The organism is Gemmatimonadota bacterium (assembly GCA_026387915.1).
GTDB lineage: Bacteria > Gemmatimonadota > Gemmatimonadetes > Gemmatimonadales > Gemmatimonadaceae > Fen-1231.
Window position 1 is genome coordinate 21,912 of record JAPLKS010000007.1, and the last position, 17,756, is coordinate 39,667.

General features: G+C 60.9%; 17 protein-coding genes. 9 read left to right on the forward strand and 8 right to left on the reverse strand.

What is annotated here, in order from left to right; genetic code table 11:
- Window positions 1–121: 121 nt before the first annotated feature.
- Window positions 122–442 (reverse strand): MarR family EPS-associated transcriptional regulator, encoded by a 321-nt coding sequence (locus NTZ43_02545; GenBank protein MCX5766090.1) that lies wholly within the window; start codon window positions 440–442, stop codon window positions 122–124.
- A 191-nt stretch (window positions 443–633) separates the two neighbouring features.
- Here NTZ43_02545 and NTZ43_02550 point away from each other — a divergent pair, with 191 nt between their 5' ends.
- On the forward strand, window positions 634–1,560 hold the full coding sequence (locus tag NTZ43_02550; GenBank protein ID MCX5766091.1) for an alpha-1,2-fucosyltransferase: 927 nt from the start codon (window positions 634–636) through the stop codon (window positions 1,558–1,560).
- A 55-nt stretch (window positions 1,561–1,615) separates the two neighbouring features.
- On the opposite strand, the gene NTZ43_02555 is transcribed toward NTZ43_02550, so the two are convergent.
- Window positions 1,616–2,119 carry a hypothetical protein gene (locus NTZ43_02555; GenBank protein MCX5766092.1) on the reverse strand — a complete coding sequence of 168 codons (504 nt, stop codon included), beginning with the start codon at window positions 2,117–2,119 and terminating at the stop codon, window positions 1,616–1,618.
- 138 nt (window positions 2,120–2,257) lie between these two features.
- Window positions 2,258–3,325: a UDP-N-acetylglucosamine 2-epimerase (non-hydrolyzing) gene (gene wecB, locus NTZ43_02560; protein MCX5766093.1), complete on the reverse strand. Its 1,068-nt coding sequence runs from the start codon at window positions 3,323–3,325 to the stop codon at window positions 2,258–2,260.
- Between the two features lie 220 nt (window positions 3,326–3,545).
- Here wecB and NTZ43_02565 point away from each other — a divergent pair, with 220 nt between their 5' ends.
- Complete coding sequence (locus NTZ43_02565) at window positions 3,546–4,787, forward strand: glycosyltransferase (protein ID MCX5766094.1); 1,242 nt, start codon at window positions 3,546–3,548, stop codon at window positions 4,785–4,787.
- Window positions 4,788–4,793: 6 nt separating this feature from the next.
- Here the strand turns inward: NTZ43_02565 and NTZ43_02570 are convergent, their stop codons facing one another.
- Both NTZ43_02570 and NTZ43_02575 read right to left on the reverse strand, forming a co-directional pair.
- Window positions 4,794–6,203 carry a phospholipid carrier-dependent glycosyltransferase gene (locus NTZ43_02570; GenBank protein MCX5766095.1) on the reverse strand — a complete coding sequence of 470 codons (1,410 nt, stop codon included), beginning with the start codon at window positions 6,201–6,203 and terminating at the stop codon, window positions 4,794–4,796.
- 37 nt (window positions 6,204–6,240) lie between these two features.
- Entirely contained in the window at window positions 6,241–8,013 is a 1,773-nt protein-coding gene (locus tag NTZ43_02575; GenBank protein ID MCX5766096.1) for a nucleoside-diphosphate sugar epimerase/dehydratase, read from the reverse strand.
- A gap of 289 nt (window positions 8,014–8,302) precedes the next feature.
- Here NTZ43_02575 and NTZ43_02580 point away from each other — a divergent pair, with 289 nt between their 5' ends.
- A complete protein-coding gene (locus NTZ43_02580) occupies window positions 8,303–8,944 on the forward strand; it encodes a sugar transferase (GenBank protein MCX5766097.1) in 642 nt (213 codons plus the stop codon).
- Between the two features lie 46 nt (window positions 8,945–8,990).
- On the opposite strand, the gene NTZ43_02585 is transcribed toward NTZ43_02580, so the two are convergent.
- Entirely contained in the window at window positions 8,991–9,680 is a 690-nt protein-coding gene (locus tag NTZ43_02585; protein MCX5766098.1) for a hypothetical protein, read from the reverse strand.
- Between NTZ43_02585 and NTZ43_02590 the strand changes: the two genes are divergently transcribed.
- The 6 genes from NTZ43_02590 to NTZ43_02615 are packed head-to-tail and all read left to right on the forward strand — an operon-like array spanning window position 9,673 to window position 15,303.
- Complete coding sequence (locus NTZ43_02590; GenBank protein MCX5766099.1) at window positions 9,673–10,101, forward strand: DegT/DnrJ/EryC1/StrS family aminotransferase; 429 nt, start codon at window positions 9,673–9,675, stop codon at window positions 10,099–10,101. The two genes, NTZ43_02585 and NTZ43_02590, sit on opposite strands and share 8 nt — an antisense overlap.
- Window positions 10,098–11,132, forward strand: coding sequence for a thiamine pyrophosphate-dependent dehydrogenase E1 component subunit alpha (locus tag NTZ43_02595; GenBank protein MCX5766100.1), 1,035 nt, complete (start codon window positions 10,098–10,100; stop codon window positions 11,130–11,132). Before NTZ43_02590 ends, NTZ43_02595 begins: the two co-directional genes overlap by 4 nt.
- Window positions 11,129–12,118: an alpha-ketoacid dehydrogenase subunit beta gene (locus NTZ43_02600; GenBank protein MCX5766101.1), complete on the forward strand. Its 990-nt coding sequence runs from the start codon at window positions 11,129–11,131 to the stop codon at window positions 12,116–12,118. Before NTZ43_02595 ends, NTZ43_02600 begins: the two co-directional genes overlap by 4 nt.
- Window positions 12,119–12,126: 8 nt before the next feature.
- Window positions 12,127–13,248 (forward strand): glycosyltransferase, encoded by a 1,122-nt coding sequence (locus NTZ43_02605; GenBank protein MCX5766102.1) that lies wholly within the window; start codon window positions 12,127–12,129, stop codon window positions 13,246–13,248.
- On the forward strand, window positions 13,238–13,930 hold the full coding sequence (locus NTZ43_02610; GenBank protein MCX5766103.1) for a class I SAM-dependent methyltransferase: 693 nt from the start codon (window positions 13,238–13,240) through the stop codon (window positions 13,928–13,930). The genes NTZ43_02605 and NTZ43_02610 overlap by 11 nt, the downstream gene beginning before the upstream one ends.
- Window positions 13,924–15,303, forward strand: coding sequence for a hypothetical protein (locus NTZ43_02615; protein ID MCX5766104.1), 1,380 nt, complete (start codon window positions 13,924–13,926; stop codon window positions 15,301–15,303). The genes NTZ43_02610 and NTZ43_02615 overlap by 7 nt, the downstream gene beginning before the upstream one ends.
- Here NTZ43_02615 and NTZ43_02620 read toward each other — a convergent pair.
- Together NTZ43_02620 and NTZ43_02625 are read right to left on the reverse strand one after the other, a co-directional pair.
- On the reverse strand, window positions 15,300–17,141 hold the full coding sequence (locus tag NTZ43_02620) for an O-antigen ligase family protein (GenBank protein ID MCX5766105.1): 1,842 nt from the start codon (window positions 17,139–17,141) through the stop codon (window positions 15,300–15,302). The two genes, NTZ43_02615 and NTZ43_02620, sit on opposite strands and share 4 nt — an antisense overlap.
- A 99-nt stretch (window positions 17,142–17,240) precedes the next feature.
- Entirely contained in the window at window positions 17,241–17,720 is a 480-nt protein-coding gene (locus NTZ43_02625; protein MCX5766106.1) for a hypothetical protein, read from the reverse strand.
- Between the last annotated feature and the right edge of the window lie 36 nt (window positions 17,721–17,756).

Sequence of the window (17,756 nt, forward strand, 5' to 3'; positions counted from 1 at the left end):
GTACCGGGCACACGCCAGCATGGTCAGTCACAGAGCGTGAGAGACCGACACCGGTGCGAACATCCCGTAAGTTACGCTCATCACAGCAGTTACAACAGCAAGGGCCGATCTAGCTGATCTCCTACTCTCCGGCCTCACGACGCAACACTTCCAGCTCTGCCGTCAACGCATCGTACTCGTGCATCTTCCGAACCAAAAAACGCCGCGCCATCTCGCCCTTGGCGGCAATCCCGCTAGGTGTCAGGATGTACAGATAGGCTGCTTTATTCTGGCTTGTGCGGTAGTTCTCGGCCTTGACCAAGCCGCGGCCAATCAACCCGCGAAGGCAGTAATTTGCTTTCCCCAAGCTCACGCCCAGCAGCTGCGAGAGCTGCCGTTGCGTATGCACGGGATGTGCTTCTAGGAGTCGAATCAGCTCGAGCTGGGTACTATCGGAAGGAATGGACGTATCCTAGTATATGTTCAATGCTTGAACGTACTGAGTTTCCGCGAGGCAGTCAACCATCCAAAAGCCGCTCAGTCATTGCCCCCTAGACTGGGCCGTATACCGTTGATACACTGGAACTTACAGAATGTTTCCACCGTGCACATCAACCGCCCTAATCCGCTCCCGACCTTGGACAGAATCGGCGCATGAAACGCAAAGTCATTGTTCGGCTACGTGGCGGCCTTGGCAACCAACTTTTCGGCTACGCTGCGGGTAGGTCGCTCGCCATCCGAAATGATGCCGAGTTAGTGCTCGATACCATTTCCGACTTTGCCGTCGATCACACCTATCAACGCACATTCGCATTGGGCGCGTTCAATATTGCGGGCCGTCCAGCAACGTCCGGCGAGCGTTTGGAGCCCCTAGGCTATTGGCGACGCCGCGCCGCGCGCTGGGTCGCCAGGCGCAGCATGTTCGAACATCGGCGATACGTTGTGGAGGATCACAGAGGCTGGAACCCAAGCTTCCTCGAACTACCGGCGGACGGAACGATCACTCTCGACGGCTATTGGCAAAGCGAGAGGTATTTTCAGGCTATCGAAGGAATTCTGCGGTCGGAGCTGCGGCCGTCAACTGGACATGGGTTTCAACGTGAGTTGCTCCCTTCACCACACGAGGGCAACCGGGCTCCGGAGCCGTCGAACGCTTCGACGCAGCCACTGATCGCAGTTCACTTTCGCTGGTTCGGGGACCACCTACCGGACTCCCTCGAGAACATTCCGGTCTCGTACTACGAGCAGGCCGTCGCGCTATGTGAGACGAAGTTTTCGTCGCCACTCTACGCCCTGTTTTCTGACGACATTGAGCTGGCAAAGGCGCGTCTTCCTTTCCTGCCGAAGGCGCGGACCATCGTTGCATCTACTCCGGCGTCAGATCCAACCGGGGTAAGGGAACTCCTCCTTATGAGCGCCTGCCATCACTTCGTCATCGCAAACAGTACGTTCAGTTGGTGGGGGGCATGGCTGGGGTGCGCACAAGACAAGGTTGTCATCGCTCCGCACCCCCGCAGGCTTCATAGTGGGAGCTTCTGGCGGGCGCCTGAGCTTCTGCCACCAAAGTGGATATTGCTCTAGCGAGACAGAGCGACGCTTGGTGGGAGCGGGATCGCCGCCCCCCTACGATCCCAAGTCAGCGGAACTGCACCTGTACGATGTAGGCATTTGGTGCACCGAATGCGGCAGAGAACTTCCATGACTTCGACGCCTCAAGCAAGCACTCATCCACGAGCCCACCCGCTCGTGACGTCCACGTGCTCTCTTCGACACGAATGACGTCGGACCCCACGACTGACATATTAATCCAGAAACTCACCGTGCCGGCGAGGTAGGGATCGAACTTCTTCCCCCGCTCAAAGCAGCCGTGTTTAGGGTCACGGGCCAACAACGCAACGGTATCGCGGAGCGTCACACTCCCAACCTCGTATTTTTGCCCGAGCTTCTCGGCCACTTTCTTCGCATTAGGCACCGACTGCAGTACCGAGTCGGCAAAGGCCGCCTGCTTTCTCTTGTATGCCTCCACATCAACAGGCTTCGGCTTGGCGTCGTCGTCACCGTTCGACTTGTCCTTTCGACAAGCGCCTACGAATAACACGGTCAGTCCGAGCGCCATCACACTAAGTGTTTGCAGTCGCATAAAGATTGACATCCTGTAGAAAGTCCAACGACAAGTTTAACTTACCATACTCCGTTCGGGAACTCGCTGGGGCGACCTTCCGGCCAAGTGTCCTGCTCGCAGAAGCGGTGCCCGCCGGCGCAAGCGCTCGACGGGGCCTTACCGAGAGATTCCCGCGATATGTCCAGCAACCCTCTGCGCCGCAGCCCCATCGCCGTAAAGTGGTATCTTGGCCGGCAACGCATCGCGTAGGGCCCCTTCGTAAGCACTGACAATCGCATCTGACCGCTCAGGATCGGCAAGCCGGTTCCAACCCGCTTCGACAAGTTCCACCCACTCCGTCTCCCGCCGTATCGTCACACAGGGGACTCCTTGGAAAAACGCTTCTTTTTGCACGCCGCCGGAGTCAGTCAGAATGACAGCGGCATCGCGCTCTAATCGTAACATCTCCAGATAACCGACGGGCTTGAGAATCTGAATCCCCTCTACCAGCGCCGGATTACCTTCAATTCGAGCTCGGGTGCGAGGATGGAGCGGTAGGATGACGGCACACGAACGAGCGATCGTTCGCAATGCATCCAAGATGGCTGAGAGCCGGCTGGGATCGTCTGTGTTTTCAGCCCGGTGGATCGTGGCGAGCACATACGGAGCGGCGATGTATCTCGATGGGCTGACTCGTTCCCTAAACGAGAGCGCCGCATCGTACATCACGTCGCCAACCTCAAGAACCCTCGGCGCCAATATCCCCTCCGCCGCGAGGTTCTCGACAGCACGAGAGGTGGGTGCGTACAAGACGCTCGCCAACGTATCAGCGACCACCCGATTCACCTCTTCCGGCATCGCCCGGTTGAAGGAACGCAATCCAGCTTCGACGTGCAGCAGTGGCACTCCGAGCTTCGCCGCCGCCAGCGCACCGGCAAGAGTGGAGTTCGTGTCACCGTACACCAGAACCGCCCGAGGGTCAGCGTCGACGATCGCCCGCTCAATCGCTACCAGCATTTGCCCCGTCTGCGCTCCGTGCGAGCCCGACCCAATCTGCAGGTTCAGGTCGGGTTCACGAATTCCGAGTTCCCGAAAAAACACACTGCTCATGTTGTCGTCGTAGTGTTGGCCAGTATGTACCAACACTTCTTCGACGCCGCCGAACGCCGAAAGCGCCCTGGATACCATGGCTGCCTTGACGAACTGCGGACGCGCGCCAACAATAGTGAGTATACGATTGGGCAAGACGGGATCTCCTCAAATCGATGCCTGCAGATCGCCACAACAGCACCGGACGGCCTGCACGCCCAGCATTATATTCTCTGCCGGGGATCAAACTCGGCAACCGCTCGCATTTTGCCGACCTCGGTTGCAATACTATACCACAAATCGACGCCGGAGTGCCCCTCCAGCATAACGCGTCGCTTTCCGCAACGTCCGTTCGTTTTTGCCCACTGGAGTAGGCATGGCCCTGAACATCTGGATGCTGTGTATCGGAGAGCCCCTTCCCCTAGGGCCCGTCCGAGAAAACCGCACCTCGCTCCTCAGCCGAGCACTACTGGGGCGCGGTCACTCCGTGCTCTGGTGGACCAGCGCCTTTGACCACTTTTCCAAGTCCTGGCATTTCCCCGAAGACACGCGCGTAGCCGTTGGGGACAAATGGTCCCTTTTTGCACTCCATGGGTGCGGCTATCAGCGAAATGTGTCGCTTCGGCGATTCGTCGACCACCGCCTGATCGCACGAAAATTTGCCAAGCTGGCGCTTGAAGAACCGGTGCCAGACCTCATCATTGCTTCGCTTCCCGCCCACGACCTCGCGTACGAAGCGTCGCGTTACGCCACGAAACACGGCGTCCCCCTGATCTTGGATTTGCGCGATCAGTGGCCAGACCTTATCATCGACGCCCTGCCGTCGGCCGTGCGCTGGCTTGGGAAAATCGCACTATATAAGGACGCTCGGATGACCGCGGTCAGCGTCCAAGATGCCACCTCTGTAACGTCCATGTTGCCGTCCGTACTCGAGTGGGGACAGCAGCGCGGCAAGCGCGCTCCGACTCCGCTGGATCGCGTCTTCTACCTCGGAGCCGAGGAAGCACAGGCCACCGACGCACCCGATGCGCCGAAACTCCGCGAGATTGCCGACCTGCCGAAACGTCCGATCGTCGCCTTCATCGGAACCTTTGGCCGTTATTATCACCCAGAGATCCTCGCTCGGGTCGCAAGACGGATGGCGGATACCGACGCGCTATTCGTCCTCGGCGGAGACGGCGAGTTCATGCCGCAGGTCACGGAAGCCTGCCGCGGGCTTCAAAATGTGATTACGCCAGGATGGATGACAAACCGCGACATCGGCTGGCTACTGGCGCGCAGTACCGTCGGTGTGATTCCCTGCAACATCGACGCGGATGCCCTCCCGAACAAATTCTTCACGTACATCTCCGGCGGTGTGCCGATCGTCAGTAGTCTCGACGGAGAGGCGCGACGCCTGCTGGAGCACGAGGGACTCGGCCGGTACTACCGCACGGGAGATGAGCAAGGACTGGAGGCCGCACTTCGATCACTGCTCTCATCGCCCGAGGAGCTGGTCGCGATGAGCCAACGGGCGCGCGCCTTCTTTGACGCGAACCTGCGGAGTGACATCATCTACGGGGACTTTGCCCGCCACGCCGAGCAGGTGGCGACGCTCCGAAACTCGGCGGCGAAGTAAATCACCTTAGGGTTGTCGTTCAATAATCCATAAACGGTGCGTGACTGCGGCCGAGCTCAGCTCGCGCCCGTACGCCATCGGCGCCAGGTAAACAAACACCACCGCCATTAGTCCCACGGTACCCCAGTAGCCGAACCGACTCCTAGGAGAACGAAACCCCCACGCGCCGGGTTCCGAGGCACACCATCCCACCAGAGGCCCCGCGCCGATACCCGCAATTAAGAGACTGAAAGTCAGCGGCGTCAGGTAGTGGTAGAGGTACATCGGCCGATGGATCAGCGCGAAAGGCGCAAAGGCTATGACGTACCCTGCAAGAAGCAACGCGAGCGCCCGTCGACTCCCCTGCAGCTCACGCTTGCGACGCAAGACGGCAATCATCGCCGCTGCCATACCGAGTACCGCGCCAAACCAAACGACGGGATTCCCGAACATCAGAATCCAACGCTGGCGCGGCGCGACTAATCCATCAGGGGCCCACATCACAATCGAATGCTTGGCAATCGGCCACGTGTACCACGGAGAGGCCGGAACGCTTTCCTGTTTTCCGATCGCGACGTTCATGTCTGACATTGCGTGGTGGATGTCTTGAAGTGAGCGCCAGAACGAGAGACGCGCACCGTGAACATGATTCACACTCCCCTCAAGGGTCTTCGTGAACGGTTCGCTCATCCAGCCGTCACCCGGCCCCGAGTCGGTCAAGATCGCGAAGTGCAGCCAAAACGACCCGCAGTAGACAAGCGTAGCGACCCCCGCGAATCCGACGCCGTCGCGTACCACCGACCAGATGGTCCGTTCGCGCATGACGAGTGCAACCAAGCGCCGCACTCCAATCAGCCCGAGCGCAGAAAGGCCAGTCCATTTGATGCTGACGGCGATTCCCGCCCCCAGCGCCGCTCCCAGTAGCCAGAACCACCGAGCACGGGCAGACTCAGCCGTATCACTCTGTAAGTCGCAAAGTACCGCCGTAAAAACCGCCAGCAATAGGGCGCTATCGGTAAGAGCGAAGCGCGATTGCACCAGCAGTGCATGGTCGAGCAGCAATGCGGCCGCAACCAGCGCGGCCACGGGGCGGCTTCCACCCAGCGCGCGCGCCAGTGCGTAGACCACCGGCACAATCAAAGCGCCCAGAATCGCGGGCACGATACGCACGAGCGGCGCCGCCGTACGCTCCCAGAGCGCGGTGCCATTGTACCCAAAGAGCTTGGCCGTCGCAGCGAGCATCAATCGACCGAGCGGCGGATGCACGTCCACGATATACGTGCCATTCAGGTATGCACCCATGAAGTACGTGTAGTGGTGTTCATCCCACACCACGACCGCCGGATAGGTGACGGACCAGAGCCGAGTCAGTAGCGCCAGCACAGTCAGCACGACGATTTCCGGGCGCCGGCTCATCGTTTGGAGTAGCTGGCGCATCACGCCCGGAATCCGCAAACGCGATCGAAGACCGGCGTCACGACGCCGTCGACTGCGGCACCGGCCCGAGTTCTGGGATGACGCGGTGCAAGAGTTTCACGAGCCGCTCGTCAGATTCTCCGTCGGACAAGAGCGATTCGAGCTGCGCTAATGCCGCGGCATCTCCGAGTGCGGCGTCGGTGAGACGGACGACATTGATACTGGAGTGCGCCGTCGCCTCAAGTGCTTCGGTCTCTGCAATGAGAGCCTCATGCAGTTTCTCGCCAGGACGCGTTCCAGTAAAAACAATCTGCACATCATCATCAGGAGTCATTCCGCTTAAGCGAACGAGATCTCGTGCGAGGTCCACGATCTTGATCGGGTTTCCCATGTTGAGCACAAAGAGCTCTCCCCCTCGACTCAACACAGACGCTTGCAACACCAGTTCCACGGCCTCAGAAGTTGCCATGAAGAACCGCGTCATCTCGGGATGCGTCACGGTAATGCGGCGCTGCGTCTGAATCTGTTCGAGAAACAAAGGCACCACGGACCCGCGAGAGCCCAGTACATTGCCGAACCGCACGGCCGAGTAGACCGTGCGAGACTTTCCTGCGCGCTGCCACATCAGCAGTTCGGTGAGGCGCTTGGTCGCCCCCATGACGCTCGACGGGTGAACCGCCTTGTCGCTCGAAATGATCACAACGCGCGGCACGCCGAGCGATTCGCACAGCGTGAGGAGCGCTAGGGTCCCGCCGACATTGTTCACAAGGGCGGCAACCGGATTCTGTTCCATCAGAGGAACATGCTTGTACGCAGCCGCGTGATAAACGACGTCTGGGATGAGGCCAGCAAGCTGCGCGCGCAGGAGCTTAGCGTCGCGTACATCTGCGACGATCGGCACCACATGAAGCGATGGATAGCTCGCTAGGAGCCGGCGCTGCACCTGGTACATCCCATCTTCGTTGTGATCCACCAGCACCAAATGCGCCGGTTCGCAACGCGCACACTGACGCGCCAGCTCTGAGCCGATCGATCCGCCCGCTCCCGTTACCATCACCGTCTTACCGCCGACCAACGCCTGTACGGCCGCTAGGTCGCTTTCTACCCTCGGCCGGCGCAGCAAGTCGTCGATATCAACCGTCCGCAACGCCTGCATCACCTTTGTCCCGGCGGCAATCTCACTCGGAGCAGGCATCAACTTCGCCACAACCCCGGCTGCCGATGTCGCCGCCAGAATGCGCCGGACCAGCGCCCCATTCGGGTTGCGAATGGCGATGATCACCAACTCGGCCTTGTGTTCGCCAATAAGAGCTGGCAGCGAATCGACTCCGCCGAGCACGGGCACCCCGCCAAGGGATCGTGCGTGCTTCGAGGCGTCGTCATCGACGAAGCCCGCGACATCAATCGTGGTACTAGCGGTCCGGAGATCCTGCAGCAACAGTTGCCCCAGACGCCCAGCTCCAACGATCAACGTCCCGCCCGATCCTCCAGCTCGACTCGCGGCACCCGCGTTCACAAGGCGACGCCAAAGCCGAGGCGCCACCACCGCAGTAACCGCAAACGCGCAGTCCATGAAAATGATCGCTAACGGAAGTCGCCGTCCGAACCCCGGCGGGATAAACCGAACGAGCAACCCGCCGTGTAACAAGCAAAGAGCAGATGCGACAGAAACGGCAATGAGCAGACGGCTCACATCCACCGCACTCGCATAGTTCCAGAGCGCCTTGTACGCACCTCCCCGCCAGTTCGCGACCAAACGGATAACGAGAGCACCCAGCGTGTACTTCAAGTAGAGCGCAAACACGTCTGGCGGCAGCGTGAGCGACTCCACTCTCACTCCAAACGCCAAGTACGGTGTCGTGATCAATAAAAGCACGTCCAGCGCCAAGTAACTCAACGCTGAACGGGTCTCACGAGGCTGCGCTGATGCGTGCGTGTCGAGCATCTCGATCCGGTGGTTGATCGTATGGGGCAGACCCAGCGCGCGGATCGGATTGCGCCCCCGACCGCACTGGTGCTAATTTATACGCAAGTTACTCTCCTGCCAATACTTACGGGAACTTTGCGGGGGACTTCTTGGCGGCACACGAACCATCACCGCAGACTCCCAGAGACACCCTGTGAAGCGGACTTTTGACCTGGCCGCGGCCGCCCTCGGCCTCATCGTCCTCTCCCCACTGTTCCTGCTCCTCGCCCTCTGGATAAAGCGCGACTCCCCAGGCCCCGTCTTCTACCGCGGCGTCCGCGGCGCCCGCGGCGGCGGCTCCTTCCGCATCTTCAAGTTCCGCTCGATGGTCCAGAACGCCGACAAAACCGGCCAGAGCTCGAGCGGCTCCGACGACGCCCGCGTCACCCCCAGCGGCCACTTTATTCGCCGCTTCAAGTTCGACGAGTTCGCCCAGCTCATCAATGTGTTCCTCGGCGACATGAGCCTCGTCGGCCCCCGGCCCGAAGTGCTCAAATACACCGAGAATTACACGGGCGAGTTCCGCGAGATCCTCACCGCGCGCCCCGGCATCACCGACTGGGCCAGCATTTGGAACAACGACGAAGGGGCGGTGTTGGCAGGGTATCCCGATGCCGATCTCGCCTATGAACAGCTCATCCAGCCCACCAAATTACAGCTCCAGCTCCGCTATGTGCGCCACCGCACCTTCGGGGGCGACATCAAGATTTTGTTCAGCACGGTGTGGGTGCTCGTGAACCGCGATTTCTATCCGCGCGAACTGCAAAGCACGCCCCGCCTTAAAAAGCGTTTCTAGCTCGCACCACGCTCCGCCACACCGTCGCAGACGCCACGCCTTCACTCTACGCACTCCCATGACCGCCACTCGCGAAATCCCGTTCTTCAACTACCGCGGCACCTTCGCCGCCATTGAGCAGGAACTCACCAGCACGTTCCACGATGTGCTCTCGCGTGGCGCGTTCATCATGCAAAAAGATCTGCGTGACTTCGAAACCGCCTGCGCCGAATACCTCGGCGTCAAACACGCGTTTGGGGTGGGCAATGCCACCGACGGCCTCCACATCGCGCTGCGCGCCGCTGGCATTCAACCAGGAGACGAAGTCATTCTCCCTGCGCACACTATGATCGCAACGCCAGCCGCCGTGCACTTCGCGGGCGGCGTCCCCGTCGCAGTGGACATCGGCCCCGATCACATGATGGACGCCGCGACCATTGAACCGGCCATCACCAAGCGCACCAAGTTCATCATGCCCGTGCAGGTGAACGGCCGCACCTGCGACATGGACGCCATTGGCGCCGTCGCCAAAAAGCACAATCTCACTATTGTCGAAGACGCCGCGCAGGCGCTCGGCTCCCGCTTCAAAGGCAAACTCGCCGGCACCTTCGGCGCTGCGAGCGCCTTCAGCTTCTACCCGGCCAAAGTGCTCGGCTGCCTCGGCGACGGCGGCCTCGTGGCCACCCGACAAGCTCCACGGCCTCCGCGACCACGGCCGCGACCGCGACGGCGAAATCACGGCGTGGGGAATGAACACGCGCCTCGACAACCTGCAAGCCGCTTTCCTGCACTTGCAGCTCAAGACGTACCAGAACGTCATCGACTACCGCCGCGACATTGCCAAGGCCTACCACGAAGAACTCGGCACCCTCGCCGAAGTGACGCTGCCGCCGGCGCCCGATGCCGACCCGCGCCACTTTGATGTGTATCAGAACTTTGAGATGGAAGCCGACAAGCGCGACGCGTTGCAGCTGCACCTCAAGGCCAATGGCATTGGCTCGCTGGTGCAGTGGAGCGGACGCGCCATTCACCAGCACCCCAAGCTCGGCCTCAAGGCTCACGCGCCGGTGACCGACAAGTTCTTCACGCGTTGCGTGATGATCCCCATGAATGTGCTCGTGACGCGCAGCGACGTCGCATACATCTCGCAGGTGATTCGCGGGTTCTACGGCAAGTGAACCAGTCGCTCACTTCTCTCGCCGACGCCAAGGCGCATCACGAACCCATTGCGTTCGGCGATGCCGATCCGGTGCCGTTTGTGCAGGCGCTGCATCGCATGGTGCGCATCCGCCGCGCCGAGGAGCGCATTGCGGAGAATGTGGCGACTGGGGTGATCAAGTGCCCCTGCCACCTCGCCATTGGGCAGGAAGCGGCTGCAGTGGGCGTGGCGATGCATCTGCGCAGCACCGACCGCGCCTTTGGCGCGCACCGCTCGCACGCGCACTTCTTGGCAATGGGCGGCAGTCTCGACGGCCTCTTTGCCGAAGTACTCGGCCGCGACACCGGCGTGTCGCGCGGCATGGGTGGCTCCATGCACCTCGCCGCCAAGGAAGTCGGCTTCTACGGCTCTGTGCCCATTGTTGGCGCGAGCATTCCGATTGCCGTCGGCGCCGGGCTCGCCGCGCAGATGGACAAAAAAGGTGACGTTGGCGTCAGCTTTTTCGGCGACGGCGCAGCGGAAGAGGGGAGCTTTCACGAGTCCATGAACCTCGCGTCGGTGATGAACCTCCCCGTGTTGTTTGTGTGCGAGAACAACATGTTCGCGAGTCACCTGCACATCAGCTTGCGCCAGCCTAAGAATGTGGTGGCACGCTACGCCGTGGCGCACGCCATGCCGCACGCGACAGTGGACGGCAATGACGTCGTGGCCGTGTGGAGCGCCCTCAACGCCGCCGCGGCCGCCTGGCGCGCCGGCACCGGCGGGCCCTTCTTCCTCGAGGCCGTCACATACCGTTGGCTCGGGCATGTGGGCCACCGCGACGACCAAGACGTAGGCGTCGCCCGCAAGGACGACCTCAGCGATTGGAAGGGACGCGACCCCGTGCGCCGACTCGCCGAGTCGCTCGCAACGGTGGGCGTGCTCAGCCCCAAGGAATTCGCCGCTATGGAAAGTGCCATCAGCGACGAAGTGTCCACCTCATGGGCCAAGGCACTCACGCAGCCCTTCCCCGAGCCCAACGCCCTCCTCAACCGAGTGTGGGCCAAGTGACCGCCACCGTGAAGACCTCATACGGCGTTGCCATTCGCGATGGCTTTGCGCATTTGCTCGCCAAGCACCCAAAGGCCTTTGTGATGGGTCAGGGCCTTTGGAGCCCGTGGTACGTGGGCAACTCCATGACGAACCTCGAGATTGAGTTCGGCAAGGAGCGGGTGATTGATGTGCCCGTGAGTGAAGTGGCCACGACTGGCGCAGGCATTGGCGCCGCGCTCAGCGGCTACCGCCCCATTGTGGTGCACCCGCGTGTGGACTTCATGATGCTTGCGGTGGACCAGATTGTGACGCAAGCCGCCAAGTGGCGTTCGATGTTCGGCGGCGACGTGAGTGTGCCGCTGGTGATTCGCGGCATTATCAATCGTGGCGGCGAGCAGGGCGCGCAGCACTCGCAGAGCTTGCAGAGCTGGTTCGCGCACATCCCAGGGCTTCACGTGCTGATGCCCGCCACGCCACGCGACGCGCGCGACATGCTCATTGCCGCCACGCTCTGCGACGACCCCGTGCTCTACATGGACGACCGTTGGTGCTACGAGTTGGAGGAGGAACTGCCGCCAGCTGCGGATGTGAGCATCAACGACATTGCTCCGCTGCGTCGTCGCACGGGCAAGGACATCACGCTCGTGGGCTGTGGCTACACCACCAAGCTCAACCTCGAGGCCGCCGAGTTGCTCGCCGCGCTGGGGATTGAGGCCGACGTGATTGATTTGCGGTTGCTGAATCCGCTCAAGCCCGCGCTGGTGCACGAGTCTGCGGCCAAAACCGGACGCATGTTGGTAGTAGATGGCGACTGGCGGTCGTGCGGCCTCGCGGCTGAGATCATTGCTGGCGTGGCTGAACGGCCCGAGCTTCGTGCCGGCGTGCACTGCGCGCGCATTACACACCCCGATGCGCCGGCGCCGACCAGCAAGCCGCTTGAGCAGGCGTTTTACTTTACGGCCGCGGACATTGTGCGTGAGGCCCGCACCCTTTGCGGGCGCTGAAGACACGTATGCGACTTCTGTTTCTCGCCCCCGCCAACTCGGTCCACAGCGCACGCTGGATTCGGTGGTTTGCGGGGGCCGGTCACGAGGTCACGTGGATCTCTGCGCATCCAGCTGAGGTCGCCATTCCCGCGAACGTAACGCTGCACGTCCTCCCGCAGGACGCGAAGGTCACGCGATGGCCGCGCTGGCTGTTGAATGTTCGCCGGATTATTCGAGCGGCAAATCCGGAGGTCGTACACGTGCATTCGCTTGGCACCTACGCCCTTCTCGCCTTCGGCGTACCGAATGGAATCCCGATGGTTGCGACACCTTGGGGCTCTGACATCATTCTTGATGCGAACAGCTGGTGGCGCCGCGCGATTGTACGACGCACCCTGCACCGTTCATCGATATACACCTGCGATGCGCAGCATATGGGACCGCGACTCGTAGAGTTCGGAGTTGACGCAAAGCGCATACGCTTTATCAACTTCGGAATCGAGTCCGAGCGGTTCACTCCACTTGCGGCGACGCGCTTCGAAAAGGCAGGGCCGGTTGAACCGACTGAGCGACTCGCCGACGCGACACCGCTACGAGTACTCAGTCTCCGTAATCTGGAACCAGTTTACGATGTCGCCACATTGATTCACGCAGCCGCGATTCTCGACTCCGAAAAACTGCCCGTCGCCGTGTCCATTTACGGAGGCGGGTCGCTACGAGCCGAGCTCGAAGCGTTGGTTCGGGAGCGAGGCCTTGAACACTGCGTCAGTTTTGGTGGCCGTTACTCCCACGAAACGCTACCTGGAATCTTGGAAGCGGCCGAGGTTTATGTGTCGACCTCTACGTCCGATGCCGGGATTGCCGCTAGCACGGCGGAGGCAATGGCGGCCGGGCTACCGGTAATCGTCTCAGACTCCGGCGAGAATGCCATATGGATCACAGACGGTGTGAACGGCCGCTTATTCCAGGTCGGGGACGCCGCGGCGCTCGCCAAGGCCCTCGCGGAGGCCTCCCAGAGCCCCGCCAAACGCCGAGGATGGGCGGAAAGGGGGATGCGCACGGTGCTCGACCGCAACGACTACCGAACCGAAATGGGCAAGGTGGAGTCGCTGTACCGATCGGTTTCGGGGGCTCCGCATGACCGCTAGGCACCTCCTGCGGATTGCCTTTCGACGACTCCCCGGTCGCCAGATTCTCCGGACTTTCGCGTTTCGCAGTGGGGCTATCAAATGGTGGTGGCGATACCGGCATTTCCTCGACGGTTCCTATCGCGAAGCGCCTCCACTTGATGATGCTGTAGCGCCCCATCGGCACCAGCTTTGGTCGCTGATCTCACCGCTCTCGGCCACTAGCTTGATCGAAGTTGGCTGTGGAGACGGTGGCAATCTCGCCCTCTTCGCTTCGCACAGCCAGCAGATGCGGCTGTGGGCAGTCGACGTGAACCCTTTAGCCCTCGGAATTGCAGAACAGCGGGTGCGTCGTCAGGGAGGAGCTACCGGAGAATTTCGCGTGGCGCCGGCTAATCATTTACCGATGCCGTCTTCATGTGTCGACATCGCACTGTCGGACGCGGTCTTTATGTACCTTCCTCAGAGCGTGGCAACTGCCGCGCTCCGCGAGATGCGTCGCGTCGCGCGCAAAGCGATCATCGTGCACACGTTTGCAGATATGTCCCTAGCTGAGAGCGCCGTGATCGGCGGGAACTGGGTACACAACATCCCCGTCCTCATACTGCGTGCCATTCCTGGGGCCACCGTGACCCAGCACAAGTCGCGCGTAGATCACGGCCAGTGGGCCGAGTACGGCACGGTCTTCACCATCACATGGTAAACGCCACCACGGGGTCCAGTACTCGCGCGACACCCGGCATCGGTCGGCGGCGCCTCCTTGTCATTGCGGACCTGCGCCACGCATCGCCACGCTGGCCCGCGTTGCTGGGAGGACTTATGCTACGTGGTTGGGAGGTCGTCGTGGTAACGGCCCCCCTCGGCCCAGACGCAAACGAAGCATTAGGATTCCCTCGCATCTTCACCGAGCGCGCGAGGATCGTCGAATGCGGGCCGGCCTCGGACGTGTTGGAGCCAATCCGCCGGTTACTCTGGCTACTTGGTCTTCGGCGGAATCGTAGTCTGACGGAACAAATCAAGGCGCAGCTCCCTGCATCCGGCTCCCGTACCGCCTTCGAGCGAGCGTTCCAGACGCTCATCGCCATCATTGGCTGGCCAGATCTCCAAGCGCCGTGGAAGCGAGCCGCAGTGCGTGCCGCCGAGGCTTTGCTGACGGAACAGCACTTCGACGGTATGGTCAGCTCTTCCCCGTATCCAACCTCACACTTAGTGGCTGCCATTCTTAAAGACCGCCACCCCTCACTTCGGTGGGTGGCCGATTTTCGCGATCTCTGGGCCGACAATCATAGCAATCAAACGCCCGCGTGGCGGCAGTGGATTGATCGCCGTTGGGAGCATCGGATACTGCGCTGCGCCGACGCACTCACCAGCCCAACCGAGAAATGGGCGGAGCAGCTCGCCCGCCTTCACGGCAAGCCGGGATTTTGCGTTCCCAATGGATTTGTCGATTACGAAACAGAGGAATCAACAGCACCCGCCTTGTCGCGCAAATTCGAGCTGCTGTATACTGGTGTGCGCTACCCGAAGCAGCAGTCCATTCGCCCTCTGCTCGAAGCGATCGCATCGTTACAGGCGGAGCGCTTCATCGACCCATCGTCGTTTCGGTTCCGATGGATAGGACCGTTTGATTCCGAAACATCGCTGATGGTCAGCGAACTCGGCATAGCCTCCCTCGTCAGCCAAGAGTCCTCCGTCGGCCGACGAGAAGCGAGAAAAGCACAGGCGAATGCTCACGCCGTCCTCTTCCTGCAATGGGAGGACGCTCGCACGGATTGGAGCAGTTCGTTAAAGTTGCATGAATACGTCGGGTGCGGTCGCCCAATTCTCGCCCTCGGCGGCCATCCAGAATCCAACGTGTCCGCGCTATTGCGCTCCACCGGTCGCTCGGTACTCGCCGTTACCGCTGACGAAGCAGCCACAGCACTCAGGCAATGGGTGGGAGAGCTACGTATTACCGGAAGCATTCCTGTTTCCGAGGACTGGAGGTCCATGGCACGCACGCTCAGCGGGATTAGCCGCGGAATGGCGCGACTCGAAAGCCTGTTCGATTCCGTTCCTAGCCCTGGAAGCCTCTAGTTTCTCCAGTTCATCCGACGGCCCATGACCACCACACCCCGCCCCAGCCGGTCGTGAAGCAGGTGCATGGAATCCACGGAAACTCCGTACATCACTCCGAGCGAATCAACGTGCGAGCCGGCCGAGCGTAACCGGACCGAATCTCGTACCCACTCCGCTGTAATCTGACGCAGCAGGCCGAGGGCAAGGGATCTAGGGAATTGCTCGGCCAGCGTATCGTACTGCGCCATAGCGGTTTGGGCGCTCCCATGCGTCAACTCAACTTGTGCGTACAGGTCCCTCAGTCGCATTGCTCTCGGCTTGCGGCGTAGGCCAGCCTGCAACACACGCGCCGATCGTTCCACATCTCCGTTGGTCGCAGACGCATACGCAATCCGCTCAAGCCACTCGTAGTCGTTCGGCCGACGATCAGCGAGAGGTTCAAGTTTGGCGAGAGCCACCCTTGTTGCGACACGATACCGAACTGCCGCCGCCGTAGCATCTAACTCACTGGCCGTGTTCCACAGGCGAGTGAACTGCACCTCAGTCACAATACGAGGCATAATCACCCACGTGGCGACTGCCATGATGAGAAGAACGCCGCTCCAGTGGCCTCGGCCAGCCCGCGAAACGTCAAAGGGGGCAACACCTGTCCCAGGGCTGGAACTTCGCTCCACGCCACGCTCTAGCGCACCAGCTAGCAGTATGCCGGCGCAAATCCAGCCCCATAGGCTTACCGCCGCAGAATACGGCGAGAAATTATCCTGTAAAGCATATACAAACCAGCCCGCCGCAGCGGCGCGCTCAGCTGCCCGTCCTCGGGCGAGCGCCACGAAAGCCAGTGGAAGAATCGCCGCGAATGCACCGACGTACAGAAGAAAGCCTACCAAACCACTTTCAGCAGCCTGCTGCAATGGACCACTATGCACCTCATCGACGAGTCGGAAAACATCGCCCATTGCATCGCGAGCCGTCTGATATGCCTGCCAGTGGTATGGCACTTGCGACACCCCCACCCCGTGCAGAGGATTGGCGATCGCCATCTTGACCGCCGTGCTCCACATGGCGACTCGATCGCTTGCACCGTGGTCAACCAACACAAACCACACTGAGGCTCCCAGAGCTCCCAATACCATGGCCGCCAAACCGAGGCTCTCCTGCCACTGCGCCAGCGCTCCCTGGCGCCACCGCGAGTAGCCAAAGCTCAGCCCCGCGATCAGCACAACGCATGCGAGTAGAAACTCCCCCTGCCGGCTCGTGTGGTTCGCGGTGCGAAGGCACAAGGCGATCATTATGACCGCTAATCCAGCATCCACCCAGAAGGCCCAGTTCCGGTTCTTCCACCGATCCACGTCCACCACCTGCGTGGCCATCATACTGGCAGCAAGCGCAAAGAATGAACTAGCCTGATTCACGTTTCCGAATGTAGCTACGTAGCGAGTATCAACATCCCAACTCACCATATCTATGCCAAATGCCTGCATCGTTGCGTAGACGCCGACGAGCAGGGCGGAGAACCGCACCGCTCGCATAAACGATCTACCGCTCTGAAGTGGTGGGAAGAGGGCGCAAGACAACCCCATCCCAATGATGGCAGCTCTACTGAACAGGCCATTGCCACGGCTGCTATTGCCCCACAGCGCCTCGTAACGGTCCGCCTGTGGCCCTGAAAGGATTAGCAACGCCTGCCAGAGGAGAAAGGCTCCAGCGAATGCATAGGCAGACTTCACAAGGACAGGGGCACGGCGCAGCGGATCCCATGCACGTGGGCCCAGGTGGTTCCACTGCACGCACAGGAGAGCGACAGCCCCAATGATGGTACCCAGCTGCTTAGGGGGAACGCTCGGCCACGGCGACATAAACGGGAGAAACGCAACCGCAACCCATATCACAGTGGATACGAGCACCCAATCGGCCGTGCTCGTGCCGCGTATGACAGGGGAAGGGAAGTCTGACACTTATGGCTTCTTGGCGGCAGGCGGGACTGGAAGCGCCATCATCTGTTCCAATCCAAGGCGCCAGCCAACCTTCTTCAGGTTCCAGATTGCCTTGAATGCGAGTACCGTGTCACGCTGCGTCTTTTCGTCCTTATTGAGCAACGTGAACTGTACGATTCCCGTATCCGTGAGCATCGCTTTCTCCAACGTTGAGCCGACGATCTTGTGTCGGATGGAAGTTATGCGGGCTCCCTTCCCTACCTCGGACCAAGTCTTGATGGCACGGTCCAGTCCGCTTACCTCGACGCTGTCGAGCTTCAGGTACACCGAGTCGTCTACCAGCGAGAGCAGAACCACTCCCGCACCTACGTGACCGGTCTCGGAGAGCAGGTCGTAACCCATCTTGCGTGTGTCTTCACTCGGTGCCGGCGGCGCAGTCTTGCAAGCACTAACCACTCCGGCCGATAGCACGGCTGCAACAACCCATTTCTTCGTTTTCATAAACGTTCTCTTCATTTTCTGGCGTTTTTAGTGAGG

What these genes read in the sequence shown, in the direction of transcription:
- NTZ43_02615 (MCX5766104.1), top strand. Translation starts at nt 13,924, where the DNA reads ATGGTAAACGCCACCACGGGGTCCAGTACTCGCGCGACACCCGGCATC.
- NTZ43_02570 (MCX5766095.1), bottom strand. Translation starts at nt 6,203, where the DNA reads ATGCGCCAGCTACTCCAAACGATGAGCCGGCGCCCGGAAATCGTCGTG.
- NTZ43_02625 (MCX5766106.1), bottom strand. Translation starts at nt 17,720, where the DNA reads ATGAAAACGAAGAAATGGGTTGTTGCAGCCGTGCTATCGGCCGGAGTG.
- NTZ43_02550 (MCX5766091.1), top strand. Translation starts at nt 634, where the DNA reads ATGAAACGCAAAGTCATTGTTCGGCTACGTGGCGGCCTTGGCAACCAA.
- NTZ43_02620 (MCX5766105.1), bottom strand. Translation starts at nt 17,141, where the DNA reads ATGTCGCCGTGGCCGAGCGTTCCCCCTAAGCAGCTGGGTACCATCATT.
- NTZ43_02590 (MCX5766099.1), top strand. Translation starts at nt 9,673, where the DNA reads ATGAACACGCGCCTCGACAACCTGCAAGCCGCTTTCCTGCACTTGCAG.
- NTZ43_02610 (MCX5766103.1), top strand. Translation starts at nt 13,238, where the DNA reads ATGACCGCTAGGCACCTCCTGCGGATTGCCTTTCGACGACTCCCCGGT.
- NTZ43_02565 (MCX5766094.1), top strand. Translation starts at nt 3,546, where the DNA reads ATGGCCCTGAACATCTGGATGCTGTGTATCGGAGAGCCCCTTCCCCTA.
- NTZ43_02605 (MCX5766102.1), top strand. Translation starts at nt 12,127, where the DNA reads ATGCGACTTCTGTTTCTCGCCCCCGCCAACTCGGTCCACAGCGCACGC.
- NTZ43_02555 (MCX5766092.1), bottom strand. Translation starts at nt 2,119, where the DNA reads ATGCGACTGCAAACACTTAGTGTGATGGCGCTCGGACTGACCGTGTTA.